The 14,793-nt window shown below is 63.0% G+C and carries 16 protein-coding genes; 5 read left to right on the top strand and 11 right to left on the bottom strand.

The genetic code is table 11. The features are described from left to right. Positions 1–148 precede the first annotated feature (148 nt). The 4 genes from E5X88_RS02510 to E5X88_RS02495 all read right to left on the bottom strand — a co-directional run bounded on the left by E5X88_RS02510 (position 149) and on the right by E5X88_RS02495 (position 3,996). Complete coding sequence (locus tag E5X88_RS02510) at positions 149–745, bottom strand: DUF922 domain-containing protein (RefSeq protein ID WP_292157919.1); 597 nt, start codon at positions 743–745, stop codon at positions 149–151. Between the two features lie 209 nt (positions 746–954). Then, entirely contained in the window at positions 955–2,907 is a 1,953-nt protein-coding gene (locus E5X88_RS02505) for an acyltransferase family protein (protein WP_292157917.1), read from the bottom strand. A gap of 306 nt (positions 2,908–3,213) precedes the next feature. Further along, a complete protein-coding gene (locus tag E5X88_RS02500) occupies positions 3,214–3,576 on the bottom strand; it encodes an SPW repeat protein (RefSeq protein ID WP_292157915.1) in 363 nt (120 codons plus the stop codon). 198 nt (positions 3,577–3,774) lie between these two features. Further along, positions 3,775–3,996, bottom strand: coding sequence for an alkylphosphonate utilization protein (locus E5X88_RS02495; RefSeq protein WP_145719180.1), 222 nt, complete (start codon positions 3,994–3,996; stop codon positions 3,775–3,777). A 187-nt stretch (positions 3,997–4,183) separates the two neighbouring features. Here E5X88_RS02495 and E5X88_RS02490 point away from each other — a divergent pair, with 187 nt between their 5' ends. Then, a complete protein-coding gene (locus tag E5X88_RS02490; protein ID WP_292157910.1) occupies positions 4,184–4,537 on the top strand; it encodes a cupin domain-containing protein in 354 nt (117 codons plus the stop codon). 110 nt (positions 4,538–4,647) lie between these two features. Here E5X88_RS02490 and E5X88_RS02485 read toward each other — a convergent pair whose 3' ends face one another. Then, positions 4,648–4,878: a hypothetical protein gene (locus E5X88_RS02485; protein WP_292157909.1), complete on the bottom strand. Its 231-nt coding sequence runs from the start codon at positions 4,876–4,878 to the stop codon at positions 4,648–4,650. Positions 4,879–5,123: 245 nt separating this feature from the next. Next, the gene (locus E5X88_RS02480) at positions 5,124–5,387 is read right to left on the bottom strand and encodes a hypothetical protein (RefSeq protein WP_292157907.1); all 264 of its coding nucleotides are present in this window, start codon (positions 5,385–5,387) and stop codon (positions 5,124–5,126) included. Positions 5,388–5,708: 321 nt separating this feature from the next. Here E5X88_RS02480 and E5X88_RS02475 point away from each other — a divergent pair, with 321 nt between their 5' ends. From E5X88_RS02475 to E5X88_RS02465, 3 genes are all read left to right on the top strand, one after another. Further along, positions 5,709–6,647 carry a hypothetical protein gene (locus tag E5X88_RS02475; protein ID WP_292157905.1) on the top strand — a complete coding sequence of 313 codons (939 nt, stop codon included), beginning with the start codon at positions 5,709–5,711 and terminating at the stop codon, positions 6,645–6,647. Positions 6,648–6,803: 156 nt separating this feature from the next. Continuing rightward, positions 6,804–7,175 carry a hypothetical protein gene (locus tag E5X88_RS33610; protein ID WP_366664769.1) on the top strand — a complete coding sequence of 124 codons (372 nt, stop codon included), beginning with the start codon at positions 6,804–6,806 and terminating at the stop codon, positions 7,173–7,175. Positions 7,176–7,277: 102 nt separating this feature from the next. Continuing rightward, positions 7,278–7,724 carry a hypothetical protein gene (locus E5X88_RS02465; protein ID WP_292157904.1) on the top strand — a complete coding sequence of 149 codons (447 nt, stop codon included), beginning with the start codon at positions 7,278–7,280 and terminating at the stop codon, positions 7,722–7,724. Positions 7,725–7,972: 248 nt separating this feature from the next. Here E5X88_RS02465 and E5X88_RS02460 read toward each other — a convergent pair whose 3' ends face one another. Further along, on the bottom strand, positions 7,973–9,043 hold the full coding sequence (locus E5X88_RS02460) for a histidine kinase dimerization/phosphoacceptor domain -containing protein (protein ID WP_292157902.1): 1,071 nt from the start codon (positions 9,041–9,043) through the stop codon (positions 7,973–7,975). 234 nt (positions 9,044–9,277) lie between these two features. Between E5X88_RS02460 and E5X88_RS02455 the strand changes: the two genes are divergently transcribed. After that, the gene (locus tag E5X88_RS02455; protein ID WP_292157899.1) at positions 9,278–11,269 is read left to right on the top strand and encodes an AI-2E family transporter; all 1,992 of its coding nucleotides are present in this window, start codon (positions 9,278–9,280) and stop codon (positions 11,267–11,269) included. A gap of 15 nt (positions 11,270–11,284) precedes the next feature. On the opposite strand, the gene E5X88_RS02450 is transcribed toward E5X88_RS02455, so the two are convergent. From E5X88_RS02450 to E5X88_RS02435, 4 genes are read right to left on the bottom strand one after another with little or no spacing between them, the layout of a single operon-like run. Next, complete coding sequence (locus tag E5X88_RS02450) at positions 11,285–12,214, bottom strand: phosphatidate cytidylyltransferase (RefSeq protein WP_292157898.1); 930 nt, start codon at positions 12,212–12,214, stop codon at positions 11,285–11,287. Between the two features lie 12 nt (positions 12,215–12,226). Continuing rightward, a complete protein-coding gene (locus E5X88_RS02445; protein WP_292157895.1) occupies positions 12,227–12,991 on the bottom strand; it encodes a 1-acyl-sn-glycerol-3-phosphate acyltransferase in 765 nt (254 codons plus the stop codon). 8 nt (positions 12,992–12,999) lie between these two features. After that, positions 13,000–13,428, bottom strand: a complete 429-nt coding sequence (locus E5X88_RS02440) for a hypothetical protein (RefSeq protein ID WP_292157893.1) — start codon at positions 13,426–13,428, stop codon at positions 13,000–13,002. Beyond that, positions 13,425–14,792, bottom strand: coding sequence for a phosphatase PAP2/dual specificity phosphatase family protein (locus tag E5X88_RS02435; RefSeq protein ID WP_292157891.1), 1,368 nt, complete (start codon positions 14,790–14,792; stop codon positions 13,425–13,427). The genes E5X88_RS02440 and E5X88_RS02435 overlap by 4 nt, the downstream gene beginning before the upstream one ends. Position 14,793 lies beyond the last annotated feature (1 nt).

Here is a 14,793-nt window from a genome sequence, read left to right as displayed (position 1 = left end):
CGGTGGAGATTAGCGAAAGCGGCGTGGCGGCCGATCTCCCCGCAAGTGGGGAGATGTCCGGCAGGACAGAGGGGGGCGCTGTCCCGCCAACCTTGCCATGAGGTCCGGCTCCACCGCTTCGCTTTCCCGATGGAACCACACATCCTACCTACCGTCCCATCAGCAAATTGACGATGAGCAGCTGCATGTTGCCGCCCTGGCCGAATTCGACCTGGTCGAATTCGCGGCTTGCCTGCCGCTGCGCCTGGGAGATTTCGGCAAGCCGCCTGGTCAGTTCGGTCCTGATCTTGCTGCAGCCGGGGTCGCCGGCGACGGTCAGGCCGACGCTCACGGATTCGATCTTGCGCACCATGTCGACGATGGTGTCGCCATGCACCTTTTCATGAGCGGCGAGGCCGGCGGAAAAAGCCTCCCAGCTCTTTTGAACGGCGGCCGGCAGTCGCCCGTTCGGCTTCGGCAAGGTGTAGGTGATGATGAGCTTTGGCCGCGCCGAGGCCAGCACGCAGGCATCGCCTCGCGGCTGGTAGTCCCTGACCCAGGTCAGCTTGAAATTGGTGTGCGCAATGACGCGGTGCTTGCTCTTGCCGACCATCGGCCCGCGCTCGCCGATCGAGGTATAGAGTTCGAGGCCAGTCTGACCTGAAACGGCGTAGGTCTCGACCTTTTCGATCGGCTTCCATCCTGCCTGCACCGGCGACGCCAGGAAACAGGTCAGAAGCAGAGACGTCAGAACGACTGGTTTCATGCGAATCCCCGGCTGGCGCCAATGGCGTGGCAAATTCGCAAATCACTTGGAAGAGCGCGAATTTCGGTTTCAAAGCCACTACACCAGTCTGCGTGAGATCATCAACAAAGCCGTCAGCTGCCGACGGCAAGGGCGCCGATCGGGCTGCTCGAGGCGCTGGACGACGAAGACCTGCCGTAGGCGGCGGCCGCCTCACTTGGCAGCTGTGGTCACTTGTTCGAGAACAGCGCGCGCTCGACCGGCGGCTCCAGCGTTTGCGCAAAGGGCGTCGCCATGTGGTGGCGGTCGCGGTAGGCCAGCTTGCCATCGATGAAAACATGGCAGGTCCTGGCGTCGCAGAACCGGTCGGTCATGTCGATATAGGTCGCGTTGGGGACAGTGCGCACGATGTCGCGCTCCACCGCGGCCACGGCGTCGTTGGCGGCGTCGGTTCGCGGCGCGTCACATACCGACGGCGCCTGTCCCCGCCACAGCGCGCGGGCCACGCAGGTGTCGGCAAACATCCCGTTGAACGGCACATCGCGTATGAAGGCGACCTTCAGCCCGGCCTGGCTGAACGCCTCCAGCGTTGCACGCAGGCCGGCCTGCCAGTCCTGGTCCTGGCTATCGGATACCTCCACGTCGGGCGACAGTTTGCGCGAGCTTGTCAGCGAGATCTCCGAGATCACCACCAGACTCGGGCGCAGGGCGATGATCTCCTTGATCGATTGCTCGCGCCATTGATCGCATTCGGTGTAATCGCGCTTCAGCTTCGAGCTCCAGACCGTCAGCCGCGAGGCCCGGCAGGCGGATTTGAGCCAGGTGACGACCTTGTAGTCGTTCTTCTTCGCCGCCTCGATCAGCGGCGTCGACCAGTGGTCGGCATGCGAATCGCCGAACAGCGCGATCGAGCGCTCGGCATTCTTGGCGCCGAACACGCAAGCCTTCGGCGTGACGGTCTCGTAGTCGAGAACGCAGCCGACCTTGGCACGCGCGGTGGAGGGCTGTGCGGCAGTTTCGGCAATGATGCGTTGTGAGGGGTCGAGATCGTGCACGGCAAGGTGCGCATTGGCGTAGGTCGCCATCACGCCGGCACCGGTCAGCATCGCTGCGGGGATAAGCGCGCGCGCCGCGTTCGCCATCAGCCAGACGTTGCGGCGGATAGGGTTCTCGATGAGATTATAGGTGAAGATGGACAGCGCCAGCGTCAATGCCCCGCAGGCGAGCCGCCCGGGCCAGGCGAGGTCGGGAACCATCATCGTCGCATAGACGATGACCGGCCAGTGCCAGAGGTAGAGCGAGTAGGAAAGTTTCCCCACCCATTGCAAGGGCGGCAGCGCCAGCATTGCGCTGGGACCTCTTTGGGCATTGCCGGAACCGCTGAGCAGCAGGAGCACCGCGCCGGCCACCGGCACCAGCGCCATCACGCCGGGGAAGGGGTCCCGTTCGTTGAAGGTCAGATAGGCGCCGGCGATCAATGCCAGGCCAAGCCATGCCAGGGCTGCGCCAAGTTGCGGGCGCTCCCGCCAGAATTTCGCCGGCGCCATCGTCGCCAGCCCGCCGGCGGCGAATTCCCAGGCCCTGAGCGGCGAGAAATAGAAGGCCCAGGGCTGCGACACGGTGGTGAGCCAGGCGCAGACGACGAACGACACCACGCCGGCGAGGCCGATCACCAGGATTGCCGTGCGCTTGCCCGGGCGCAGCCATGCCGCCAGCAGAAGCAGCGCCGGCCATACGAGATAGAACTGCTCCTCGACCGAGAGCGACCAGAAATGGATGAAGGGGTTGTTCGCCGCATCGGGTGCGAAATAGTCGAACGACCAGCGGATCAGCCAGAAATTGATCGCATAGGCCGAGGCGTACATGGCGCCTTTCGAATAGAGCGACTGTTCGTCCGGCGACAGGATGAAGTAACCGGCGACGAGCGTCGCGAAGATGACGAACAGCGAGGCCGGCAACAGGCGCCTGGCGCGCCTTGCGTAGAATCGCCACAGGTTCAGCCTGCCTTCCTCGGCGATCTCCCGCAGCAGCTGGCCGGTGATCAGATAGCCGGAGATGACGAAGAAGATGTCTACGCCGGTGAAGCCGCCCGGCAGGTCCGACAGGCCGAAATGGAACGCGACGACGCCCGACACCGCCAGCGCACGCAGCCCTTCGATATCAGGCCGAAACGATGCTGACACGGCGAAACCTCGTCTAGGTCATTGAAAAAAGCCCACCCGTTGCGAAGACTCGACGGGATGCGCCGATATTGCAACGCAACAAATCTAACGCAGTGCAACATAAGTGGAAGTTCGCGGAGTTCAGCCGCGGTGTGCTCGTCGGCGTTTCATCGGTAAGCCCCGCGCCCGCGCAGGCATCTGAACCTATGCTGCGGTCGATTTTTGGCACAGAGGAAGATTAGCCCGGCTAGCGGGCCTGCGCACCGATCTCAGACTTTAGAGGAGCCTGCCGCTCACGCGCCGGGCTCCTCCCTTAATTGTCACCGATCACGCATGCGCTGGCGGATGATGACGGTAGTCCCAGACAGCCCAGGCCGATGCCGCGACCACCAGCACGCCGAGGACCACATGGGTCCCCATCGCGTTGAAGTTCGCCACAAAGCCGAGCAGCCAAGGCGAAACGATCAGCCAAAGCCCGACAACAAGGTTCACCCACTCTTCCCATTCGGCGAATGCCGAAAGCGTGGCGAGAGCCAGGGCGCCGAGCACGATGCCGGCAATCCAGGCGTTCCACGCAGGATTGGCTTCAGCAGCGAAGCCGACGATCCAGGGTGAGATGAACAGGCAGATCGCAAGGACAAGATTGATCCAATCCTGGCCCTTCTTTCCTTCCATCATTTTAATTGCCATGACAACCTCCACAGATGAAGCTTGACCAAAGCACTACGTTTCGCGTGCACCGCACGCTTAGTTATTGATATAGTTGCGTTTCAATGGCCTTCAAGAGACCCGCCCCGGCGCCGGGCGCGACGTCGGTTCTGCGCAGAACCAAATGGCAGCGCTGGCTGGGGCGGCGAGAAGACGCAGGCATCCGTCCCTTTCAGGCGGTCACGCCTTTTTCAGGAACTCGGTTTTCAGCACCAGGCCCTTCACCTGCTTGGTGTTGCACTCGATCTCGCCGGGATTGCCGTTGAGGCGAATGTTCTTCACCAGCGTGCCGCGCTTGATCGTTTCCGACGTGCCCTTGACCTTCAAATCCTTGATCAGGGTCACGGAATCGCCCTCGTTCAGCTGGGTGCCGTTGCTGTCTCTTACGATCGCGTCTGTCATGTCGGGTCTTTCATTGGAGCCGGACACCGGACTATCCGGTGGATGGCGGCAAGGTCAAGCAGGCCCTTACGTACCAGATTGTGCCATCGCCGCCTTGCGAAGCTGGCGGGCACCCGCGTTGCTCATGTCAGGTGCTTCGGCTATAGGCCGGCAGCCAATGCCGACACAGTTCAAACGGAGCCCGACCATGACAGAGAAGACCATCCTCAAATTCGGCGCGGTCGAAAACGCCGAGGCGGGCGATCTCGCAGGCTGGGTCGTGGTCGACGGTAGCCCGACCATGAAGACCGCCGTCCAGCACACCACCGCGGATGGCAAGGTCATATCGGGAACCTGGCAGGCCACCCCCGGCACCTACCATGCAACCTACAGCGACTATGAATTCGTGCACATGATATCAGGCCGCATCATCATCACGCCCGATGGCGGCGCGCCTGTCGAAGTCGGTCCGGGCGACGCCTTCGTGGTCGAAGCCGATTTCAAGGGAACGTGGAAGATCATCGAGCCGGTGACGAAGCATTTCGTCGTCAGGATCGACTGAGCCGGAAGCGAGTCCTATCCTGACACGCCGCCGCCACGCCTGTCGATCTCGGGCACCGCAAGCGGTCGAATAAAAGGATAGAGCCCCATCCATTAGGGAGGGACGAGACTCTAGAAGTTGAAATAGATCGCCGGCGGATACGGACTGGACACTTTCTTGTCGGCCGATGCCCCCATTGCACCAGACGAAGCGATAGTCCCGCCGGTGGACTTGTTGTCAAGCAACGGCCGGCATTTCTCGGCCGTGGCCACTTTCGCCTCGGTGGCGACGACTTTCGTCTTGGCTTCCATGGTTTGCGGCAGGGCAAGGACGACAAGAAGTGCAGATAGAGCAAGTTTCATGACGGGTCCCCCGTAGTTAACGCTAGGTTAACACTGACCGCCGGGTCGAACACGGCCGCTGTGCGGAACGGCGTGGAATTCTACGGAATTCCTGGAATATAGGCTTGTGGAAAAGTGCGGGCTGCGAGGAACGGACCGGCGCGTGTTAGGCTTGCTGCCGCATCAGGCGGCCGAGGCCTGGAGTGGCGCGGCCGAACACGGACACCCAGTCGACGCCCAATGTCGTGGCCAGCGCCAGTGTGAGTTCAATCCTTGAAGCCGGTCGAGTCGAGCAGGGCGACCTGCTTGCCATCGATGTAAAAGCGTATCACGTGCGCGTTGCGGTCGACTTCAATGCGTGTGGGTTGGATGGCCGGCGACGCAGGAGCCGGCTTGCCATATGTCGCTGCCGCGCGCGAGCCGGCAGTAGCTCGCGACGGTCCGTCTGGCCCGAAGGTCACCAGCAGCAGTGCAGCGGATCCGGCGGCAATTCCGGTGAAGAGGAGTTTGGGAGAGGCAATCCAGGACATCGAATTATTCCTTCCTTGGTTGAGGCGGCATCTACGCTCGTTTGTGCTGGTTCCGAGCGCTCGGCTTCGCCGTTGTTCGAATGACTGAGGAAGGGGGTTGGTATTCAAGCCTACATAGCGTGAGTTTTCATATGATTTGCCCCTTGCCCTCCGCGACCTTAGCGCCGCTCGCCGGGGCGAAAAGGGCAGGCGCGCGGAACGGCGTGGAATTCTGCGGATTTCCTGGAATATAGACTTTAGGAGAAGTCCGGCCGCCGTGAATGCGGTGGGAGCAAGTGCTGGCACATGTTATGCCTTGCTGTGGCATAAGGGGCAGGTGGGATGGCACAGCATATCGCGCAGAAGTTACGGTTGACTGCGGCCCTGCTGGGAACCGTCAGTCGCAAGGACCTTGCGGCGTCGTTCCGGAGCGTCAACCCGAAGACGGCGTTCGATCTTGGCCGTGCCGACAAATGGCTGCAGGGCCGCGCCCAGCCACGCGAGTTCAGCGTCTACGACGATTGGTCGAAGCTTCTTAAGCTGGAGCAGCCCGGCGCCTGGATCGCCGAGAGTGACCTGCCAAGCTTTACGGCGGCGATCTGCGCCAGACACGGCATCGACAGGACGGAACTGGAACGCCGCGCCGGCGCGCATCCCGAGACGACGTCCGGGCGTGAGGACCGAAGCCTTGGATTGGCCCTGGCCGGAACCTACGCATGCTATTCGCGCGCCTTGTCGCCCTATTATCGCGGCCAACTGATCAGGGGCAGCCTGTCGATAGAGGCCGGGCCGGGTGCGCATGGCCTGACTGCCGCCTATCGTGAGGTGTTGCCGACCGGGCAACTGCTGGTCGGCGGGCCAGTGACCCCGGCAAAACGCGGCCTCTATGCGCTTCTGAAGGAAACCGGCGGCGATGCCCATTTCTTCCTCTGCCTGTTCCCGCACTCGCGGCCGGGGAGCGTGCTTGGCGGCTACATGTGCGGCGGCGCCATCATCGGCCCGGAGCCGCAGCCATCCCTGACGAGGATCTTGATCATCCGCTTGCGCGATCCGGCGCCCCAGGCATGGGGCGGATACCTGCCGCCCGACGGGTCGATCGCCAAGGATCTGGCATCGATTGGCCTGACCCTCGAGCAGCCGGAAGCGGTCGACCGGCAACTGGCACAATTCCTCGCCGGAGACAGCAAGGACGGCGGCGCCAGCCAGATTCCGCCCGCCGAATTCCGGGCCATTCTCGACGTGTTCGACCGTCATTGGCTGAGCTATCCCGGCCAGGTCTGACCACAGCAACAGTGAGCCGCCGGGTGTCGTCATGACTGTGACGGGAGGCTCACAAAAATGGCGGGCACAATGGCCCGCCATTTCAGCTGGCAAGACGGCGACGGTCAGTTGGCGCCGCCGAGCTGTTTGGTCATCTTGCAGAAATGATCGTGCTCCTTGGCAATGGCCCTCGTCGCCGCATTCGTTCATCATCGCGGCGCGATCCTCTTCCGTCATTGCCATCCATGCGGCCTTAAAGTCGGCTTCCGGCTTCATGGTCTTCATCTCGGCATCGGTGAAGAAGGGCGTCATTTTTGCGGGATCGTCGAGGGCAGAGGTTCCGGTCTCACCGGCGGCAAGGGCTGCACCGGTCATCATCGTAAGCGCCATCGCGCCCATGCAAAGCATCTTGGTGTTCATGGTCGTTTCCTCCTGATTGCTTCTGAAGATCGTCCAAGCTGCGATCCATGGAAAACGGATCGGTTGCGAAAAGGGTCCGCTAATTTCCCTATCACTAGAATATTTTTGCTTATGATAGCGATTAAATAGAAAACCATACTGCATCGGCGGTCGCTGTGGCCGAGCCGATGAGGCCACGGCTGCGGGGAACCTATCACCATCCCAGGTTGTTGTGTCGCAGGAAGGCGGCCCATGCCCTTCACGATCCGAACCACGCTCTGCGACATTCGAGATGATCTGCACGCTCTGCGCAGGATGGTGGCAGCCCGTGGCCACATCGAGACGATCCAGGCCATCGATGCGCTGATCGGCGTCGCCGAAGCAGAGGCGGTCCAGGCCATCCGGTGCCTGCAGGTCGACGATGTCGGCGGCGTCCATGGCTGGAAGAGCGTCGTCGACGACGGCGTCTTCGAGGACCTGCCGAAGGCGCCCGCCCTGGACCGGACCGCTCCGGCCATCGACCAGTTGGCTCCAGTGTCGGACCACGAGCGCGAATTCGCCTGGTCGCTGCTGCAGAAGCACGCCAATTGGTGGGAGCCCGGCACCCTGAATCTCGGCGCGACGCTGGTCACTGCGGACAGCCATCTGTTCTACCAGATCAAGATCGAGACGATTTCGGGACGGCAGGCGTTCCGGTAGCTTATGGTCGGGTAGCGCCCAGATCTATGTCAAATGACATACCCGTCGCCGGGCGGCGCAAAAAAACCCGCGTTCCGGAGGGGGGATCGGGAAGCGGGCTCTTTAATGACCGAACGCTTGGGATGTTCGGTATGTCAAACAACACAGCACCGAAGGATTGGTTCCATTTGGAATCAACTAATTCGCCACAGGGTGCGCAGAACCATGATCCTCCCTGGAAGCGCTGCGATTCCATAGGATGGATCAGGCTACGCTGCCCGCGGTATGCGCGAGGTGAACGTCGCCCTGGTCACCGACACGCTGGTGCCGCTGGTGTCGCTGATGACCTCGATCTTGGCCTCCAACTGCTTGACCAGCGCCTCGACGATGGCTGTTCCCAGGCCCGCATTCGGCGTCTCGCTGGTGAGTTTGCCGGCGCCGTTGTCCGACACTGTCAGCTTCCAGTCGTCGCCGTCGGTTTCGTAAGACACCTGGATCAGCGCCTTGGCCTTCTCCATCGGGAAGGCATATTTGATCGCGTTGAGAACGAGCTCGGTGACGATCAGGCCGAGGCTCACCGCCTTCTGAGAGTCTATCCTGCCGCCCTGCGCCGTGACGTTGACCGCGATCGGCTGGTCTTCACCGACCATCGAGGCAGCCAGGCTGTCGCACAGCTTCGTCAGATAGGACACGACATCGATCTCTTCGACACCGGCCTCGGTGTGGAGATGGCGCTGCACTTCGGCGACTGACAGCACCCGCTGATGGGCATCCTTGAGATGCTGGCGAGTTTCCTCCGATGTGACGGAGCGGGCCTTCAACAAAAGGATACTGGCGATGATCTGAAGGCTGTTGGCGACCCGGTGCTCCATTTCGCGCAGCAGCATATCCTTTTGCCGCAGCAGGTCTTCAGTGCGGCCGAGAAGCTCTTCCTTTTCCCTTTCAATGGCACGGCGGGCCGTGATGTCGTTGAAGGCGAGCAGAATGGTCACGGCCGAACTGTGGTCGTAGAGCACCTTTCGGGCGTTGAGCAGCATCGTTCGCGGGCCGATATTCGGGAAATCATGCTCGACCTCAAAGCCGTCCATGGCGGTCTTCTCGGGGATGATCGTCTCCAGGAGCAGGCGCAGTGCCGGGATGTCCCACTGGCCGTCGCCGAGCGCATAGAGCAGCGAGCCGCGCGTCTGCTCGGGGTCGACCTTAAAGGTCTGATAGAAGGAGCGGCTGGCCGCCAGCACGCGAAACTTCTCGTCAAGAATGAGGAAGGGCTCGGCGATCGTGTTGACGATGGCCTGCGCCAGCGTCTGCACATCTTCGATATTGGCAATGGGATGAAACAAGGCTTGCAGCCGATCCGGGGATTTGCCCGTGTTGAGGACTTATACACTGTTGCCGGGCCGGTGTCGCGAAATGAATCGGCTGAGGTGCCGGCCTGCCTCTGCCCTTATGGGGGAACAGCCGGTCTGCGAAGCGCCCTTTGCTGCTCGCCGTCGAGCCCCGGTGCGAAGGAAGCGAAAAGTTGCGCGCCGGCTCAATATGCCTGATCATCGTGATTGACAGGGTGGAGGCATCAAGTGGCGGCCAATCGTCGAAACGGCATGCAGCCGTCGGAGCCCGGGCTGGTGGGCATTGTTTCCGCTGCCAGGACTCTCCCGCGCATGTCACTGCCCACCGTCGCGACTGTCGTGGCGGCGGTTGCGGCCTTGTATTTCGGGCGCGAGGTTTTCCTGCCGATCGCAATCGCTCTGCTGCTTACCTTTGCGCTTGCACCCATGGTTTCGGCACTCAAACGAGTTGGCATTCCCCGCCTTCCTGCAGTCATCGCCAGTGTGATGGGCGCCTTCACGGTTCTTGCGCTGTTCTCCTTCATCGTCGCCACGCAGGTCGGCGAACTGGCGCAGAACATCCCGCTTTACCAGTCAAATATCCTGACCAAGGTCCGATCGCTGAAGGAGACCGGCGTCGGCGGAGGCATCATTGCCAGGCTGAGCGGGGTGATCGAACGCGTTGGCCAGGAACTCGACAGGCAGGAAACCTCACAGCCTGCCGCGGACCAGCCACGGCGCGAGCCAGTGCCCGTCGAGATCATCGCGCGCGAAAGGCCGCTCCAGGTTCTCCAGAACCTGATCGGGCCGCTGATCAGCCCGCTGGCATCGGCCGGTCTGATCGTCGTCGTCGTCATATTCATGCTGCTCGAGCGTGAGGACCTGCGCGATCGTTTCATACGCCTCGTCGGCTACGGCGATCTTCATCGAACCACCGAGGCACTTCAGGACGCCGGCAAGCGGCTCGGGCGGTATCTTCTCATGCAATTGGTGGTCAATATCATCTATGCCATACCGATTACGGCAGGGCTTTGGGTTTTGGGCATCCCCAATGCACTGCTGTGGGGATTGCTGGCGCTGGCGCTGCGCTTTGTTCCCTATATCGGCCCGATCATTGGTGCGCTGCTGCCTCTGTTCCTGGCGCTTGCCGTGGCTCCCGGCTGGTCGCTCGTGCTGTGGACCGCCGGGCTGTTCGTGGCCATGGAAATGATAACCGGCAACGTCGTCGAACCGTGGCTCTACGGTTCACGAACGGGGCTTTCACCGTTGGCCATCATCGTTGCGGCGATCTTCTGGACCTGGCTTTGGGGTCCGCTGGGCCTGGTTCTGTCGACGCCGCTCACTGTCTGTCTCGTCGTGCTCGGCAGGCACGTGCCGCAGTTCGAATTCCTCGACGTTCTGTTCGGCAACGAACCCGTGCTCGAACCCCACGCTCGGCTCTATCAACGGCTGCTGGCCGGCGATCCGGAGGAAGCCACAGATCACGCCGAGGAGATCCTGGAGGAAAAATATCTCTTCGAATTCTATGGCAAGGTCGCCATTCCCGCACTTCTGCTTGGTGAACAGGATCGCGTGCGGGGTGTCATGGGTGATGAGCAAAGACGGCAGGTGGCGGCCAGTGCGCAGACGCTGGTGGCGAACCTCGACGACAGCGCACAGGAGGAAGCGGAAGAGGATGATGATCCGGCTGCGGCCGAGCCTGCCACAGCGGACAAGGAAAAGCAGACTCAAGGGGAGGGCGAGGACGACACCGAACTGCCGGATGGCACGGATATGACGGTGCTTTGTGCCGGTGGCCGCGGGGAACTCGATGATGCCGCCGCCGCCATGCTGGCGCAGGTGCTCGAAGTCCAGGGGGCGACGGTCTCGAAGGCGAGCTTTGCCGACATGGAGCCGGCTAATATTCGCCGGCTCGAGCTCGACACTGTCGACACCGTGGTGGCCGGATTCCTGAACCGGGACTCCGTCAAACACGCCCGTTTCCTGGTTCGTCGACTGAAACGGGCCAAGCCGGCGCTACGGGTAGGCATCGTGTTCTGGTCGGAGGACGGCGACGACAAAGAGGCAACCGTCAAATTGGCCAATGACATCAACGCCGATTTTGTGGCGTATGGCATGGTCGAAGCCGTTTTGGGCGCATTGTCGAGCGATCCGCCGGTTGCGCTGAAGGTCGCCGCCAAGCGCCGTATGCGCCGCCGGCCGCGCCCTGCCAAGAAAGCGCCGCTTGCCGCCGCAGGCTGAGACCGTAACTCACTCTCACGTCCAGAAATAACGCACGGTGTGAAAGAACACCGGGGCGGCGAAGACCAGGCTGTCGGCGCGGTCCATCATGCCGCCATGGCCCTCGATCAGATGGCCCCAGTCCTTCACCCCCTGGTCGCGCTTGATGGCGGAGGCGACCAGCCCGCCGAGGAATCCCATCAGGCAGGCGATGAAGGCGACGGCTGCCGCCTGGACGGGCGAAAACGGTGTCAGGAACGACAGCAGCGCGCCAAGCAGGCTCGACGTCACCAGCCCGCCGACCAGTCCCTCCCAGGTCTTCGACGGCGAAACCTTGGGCGACATCAGGTGCCTGCCGAACAGCTTGCCGAAGATATACTGCAGCACGTCGCTGCCTTGCACGGTGATGATCAGGAAAGCGATCAGCAACAAATTGCGGCCCTCAAAGCCGGGCACGTCGAGCGTCAGCAGCGCCGGCACGTGGCTGACGCAGTAGACCGAGATCATAACGGCCCATTGCTGCGCCGAGACGCGCTCGAGAAAGCGCTCGGTGTCGCCGTGAAGTGCGGTGATCGCTGGCATCAGCAGGAAGCAGTAGACCGGGATGAAGATGGTGAAGAGGCCGTACCAGGCGGTCCACACCAGCCAGTACTGGAACGGGATGATGATGCCGAACATCCCGAGCAGCACCCAATGGTCGCTGCGGCGGCTGTGCGTCAGCGTGACGAATTCGCGCAAGGCGGCAAACGAGATCAGTGCGAACAGGATGGTCATGCCGGAACGGCCGAAGAAGAAGGCGACGGTGATCGCCACGACCATCACCCACCAGGCATTGATGCGCTGGTTCAGGTTGACCAGCGTCGAGGAAAGCGGCTTCGGTGCGCGCCACGACAGGATGCCGGCGACCAGGCTTGCCGTCGTCAGCACCGCAGCGAGGCCGACAACCAGAATGAGGGTTTCGTGCATGGGCATGTTGTTCTAGCCGTCTCTTAGAGCATCGTGCCGGATATCGGATCGGGCACCACGCTCCAGGCTCCTGTGATCGCATGATGGTTTCCGGAAAACCGGGTTCGACTTTTCCGCATCATGCGTTTGCGGGCGGGGGTTGAGCGCAAGCAGCGTCTGGCGGGCGCGATCGAGAAAGGCGCGTCGTTCCTCACCCGGTGCAAGGGCGATCGGTGCGCCGAATATGACGCGGCAGAGCAGCGGCACCGGCACGAACTGGCCCTTGGGCAACACCCGCGACATGTTCTCGATCCAGCACGGGATGAGTTCGACGTCGGGCCGCGCCATCGACAGATTGTAGAGGCCGGAGCGGAATGGCAGCAGCGGCGCGTCAGTCATGTTGCGCGTGCCTTCGGGAAAGATGATCAGCGAATGACCTTTGTCGAGCACCGACAGCATGATCGCAATCGGGTTCTCAGCCTCGTCTGTCCACTGCCGGTGGATGAGCACGGAGGACAGCATGTCCTGCGCGATGAAACGGCGCAGCCGCGATTTTCCCCAATAGTCGGCGGCGGCGACGGCATGGGTGCGGGCGCGCTCCTTCTCGTCGAGGCAGGCCGACAACAGGATGAAGTCGCCGTGACTGGCATGGTTGGCGAAGTAGATGCGCTGCCGGTCCGACGGCTGGCTGCCGCTCCAGATCGGCCGCACGCCGGTCACCGCCCAGGCCAGCGCCGACAGGCCGACCGAGGTGACGGTCTGCAGCAGGGTGAAGCTGCGGGGGCCAAGCTTGCTCATTGTCCGGCTCAGAAAGACAAGGCGACGGCGGATGCCGCCATGAACAGGCCAAGCGCGATGCGCTGTTTCATCAGCAGGCGCTGCGTGCCCGCGATGCGCCGGTCGAGCGAGCGGATGCCGGCAGTGGCCGGTTTGACGCGCATGCGCGCCAGCACGTCGTCGACCGAGGCACCGCCAGCGGCCTCGCTGATGTGGCTCGCCATCAGCCAGAACAGCAGCGCGTCGAACACAAGCAAAGCCGAGAGAGCGATGGTGATCACGCCGCTCGCTGCCGCGACCAGCCAGGCCGCCGCCGCGAGCGTCGTCGCCTGAGGTTGCGCTGCCACGGCAATGACCGGCGCGGCCACCAAGACGGCCAGCACCAGCAGCAGCGGCCACACCGCCTGCGTCATCAGGCCGGCGGCGAATGCTTCGGCTTTGTCTCGATGGGCACTCATGCCGGCTCGTCCACCGCGATCGCAAGATGCACCGGCCGGCCGGATGCCGCGAGCCGCTTGTGCGCCTGCGCCGGCGTTGGCGAGCGGCCGCTGGCAACCAGCCATTCGGCGACGACGCCGGCGCTGCGCTGGAAGCCGAGCGCGCAGCAGACCAGCACGGTGCCCCGGGCGCGCGCGTCCTCGATCATCGCCACCGCCTCGGCAAGCTTGTTCCGGGGCGGCGGCAAGAGGTCGAGCATGGCAAGGCTGGTCCAGCCTCTGGCGACGCCGCGCGGCCGTTCCAGCTCACCGGCAAGGTCGATCACGGTGCCGAAAGCACCGGCCTCGTCAGCGGTGGGAAAGCGGCCGAGGAAAACGCCGTCGGCGACCGCGATCTGCGCCGGCAGCTTGCGCGTCCATGCCCATATGTTGATTTTCGCGCCAAGCCGGTAGGGCCAAAGAAGGATGCGGCTGGCAAGCGAGACGCTGCCGTCGGCCGCTTTCTGGAACACGTTGGCTCCAGCCCCGGCGTAGGCGAAGGCGACGATGGCCAGCGCCAGCGCCGGCCACAGCAGAATGAGCCACAGCGCCGAGACGAACGCGCCGGCCACCGCGCCGGCCAATGCCAGCGCGGCGCCAAGCGCGTAGAACCGAGCCAGTCGCCTGGCCTTGGCATCGGCGGTCAACCGGAGACCGGCGAACGGCAATTCGCCCTCGCGCGGGAACAGCCACAGGGCGAAGAAGCCGAGCAGCGCGCCGGTCGGGATGTCGATGGCATGGTGCTGCCATGTCGTCAGCACCGAGGCGCCGATCAGGAAACACCAGGCATGCCAGACGACGCCGACCATGCCTTTGAGCCGATAGCGCCAGTGATCCCAGATGATGACCAGCAGCGCGATGTGCAGCGACGGCGCCTGGTTGAACGGCTTGTCGAAGCCGCCGAGCACCGCGAACATGAAGCCCGGCAGGCCTGATGTTTGCGGCTGCGTGAAGGTCACCGTCAGCGGGAACAGGATGAAGCAGGCGACAGCGATGATCTGCGCCGTGAGGTAGCGGCCGGCGAGGCGGTCGACGCCGCGCTTCGTACCGTTCAACAGCAGCGACAGGCCATAGAACAGATTGATCGACCAGTAGGGCACGATCGTCCAGGCGACGAACGGGATGCCGCGCTCCCAGGCGAAGACGATGCTGCCGACATCGTCGCGCCGCGACGCCAGCCAGTTGGCGAAGCCATAGGTCGAATAGAAGAACGGCGCCAGAAACGCCAGCCACAACGCCGCCCGCAGCACCACGTCGGCATAGGGCGCGCGGGCAGGGGCAGTCCCGTTATGAGAGGGCCTCTGGGGAGGAGCGGCAGCGGCAGGGCCAGGGACAGGCGAGATCATG

Source organism: Mesorhizobium sp., assembly GCF_004962245.1.
GTDB lineage: Bacteria > Pseudomonadota > Alphaproteobacteria > Rhizobiales > Rhizobiaceae > Mesorhizobium.
This window is presented reverse-complemented; position numbering and strand designations above follow the sequence as displayed.

What these genes read in the sequence shown, in the direction of transcription:
- E5X88_RS02435 (WP_292157891.1), bottom strand. Translation starts at nt 14,792, where the DNA reads ATGATCTCGCCTGTCCCTGGCCCTGCCGCTGCCGCTCCTCCCCAGAGG.
- E5X88_RS02445 (WP_292157895.1), bottom strand. Translation starts at nt 12,991, where the DNA reads ATGAGCAAGCTTGGCCCCCGCAGCTTCACCCTGCTGCAGACCGTCACC.
- E5X88_RS02465 (WP_292157904.1), top strand. Translation starts at nt 7,278, where the DNA reads ATGCCCTTCACGATCCGAACCACGCTCTGCGACATTCGAGATGATCTG.
- E5X88_RS02480 (WP_292157907.1), bottom strand. Translation starts at nt 5,387, where the DNA reads ATGTCCTGGATTGCCTCTCCCAAACTCCTCTTCACCGGAATTGCCGCC.
- E5X88_RS02485 (WP_292157909.1), bottom strand. Translation starts at nt 4,878, where the DNA reads ATGAAACTTGCTCTATCTGCACTTCTTGTCGTCCTTGCCCTGCCGCAA.
- E5X88_RS02475 (WP_292157905.1), top strand. Translation starts at nt 5,709, where the DNA reads ATGGCACAGCATATCGCGCAGAAGTTACGGTTGACTGCGGCCCTGCTG.
- E5X88_RS02500 (WP_292157915.1), bottom strand. Translation starts at nt 3,576, where the DNA reads ATGGCAATTAAAATGATGGAAGGAAAGAAGGGCCAGGATTGGATCAAT.
- E5X88_RS02450 (WP_292157898.1), bottom strand. Translation starts at nt 12,214, where the DNA reads ATGCACGAAACCCTCATTCTGGTTGTCGGCCTCGCTGCGGTGCTGACG.
- E5X88_RS02510 (WP_292157919.1), bottom strand. Translation starts at nt 745, where the DNA reads ATGAAACCAGTCGTTCTGACGTCTCTGCTTCTGACCTGTTTCCTGGCG.
- E5X88_RS02495 (WP_145719180.1), bottom strand. Translation starts at nt 3,996, where the DNA reads ATGACAGACGCGATCGTAAGAGACAGCAACGGCACCCAGCTGAACGAG.
- E5X88_RS02490 (WP_292157910.1), top strand. Translation starts at nt 4,184, where the DNA reads ATGACAGAGAAGACCATCCTCAAATTCGGCGCGGTCGAAAACGCCGAG.
- E5X88_RS02440 (WP_292157893.1), bottom strand. Translation starts at nt 13,428, where the DNA reads ATGAGTGCCCATCGAGACAAAGCCGAAGCATTCGCCGCCGGCCTGATG.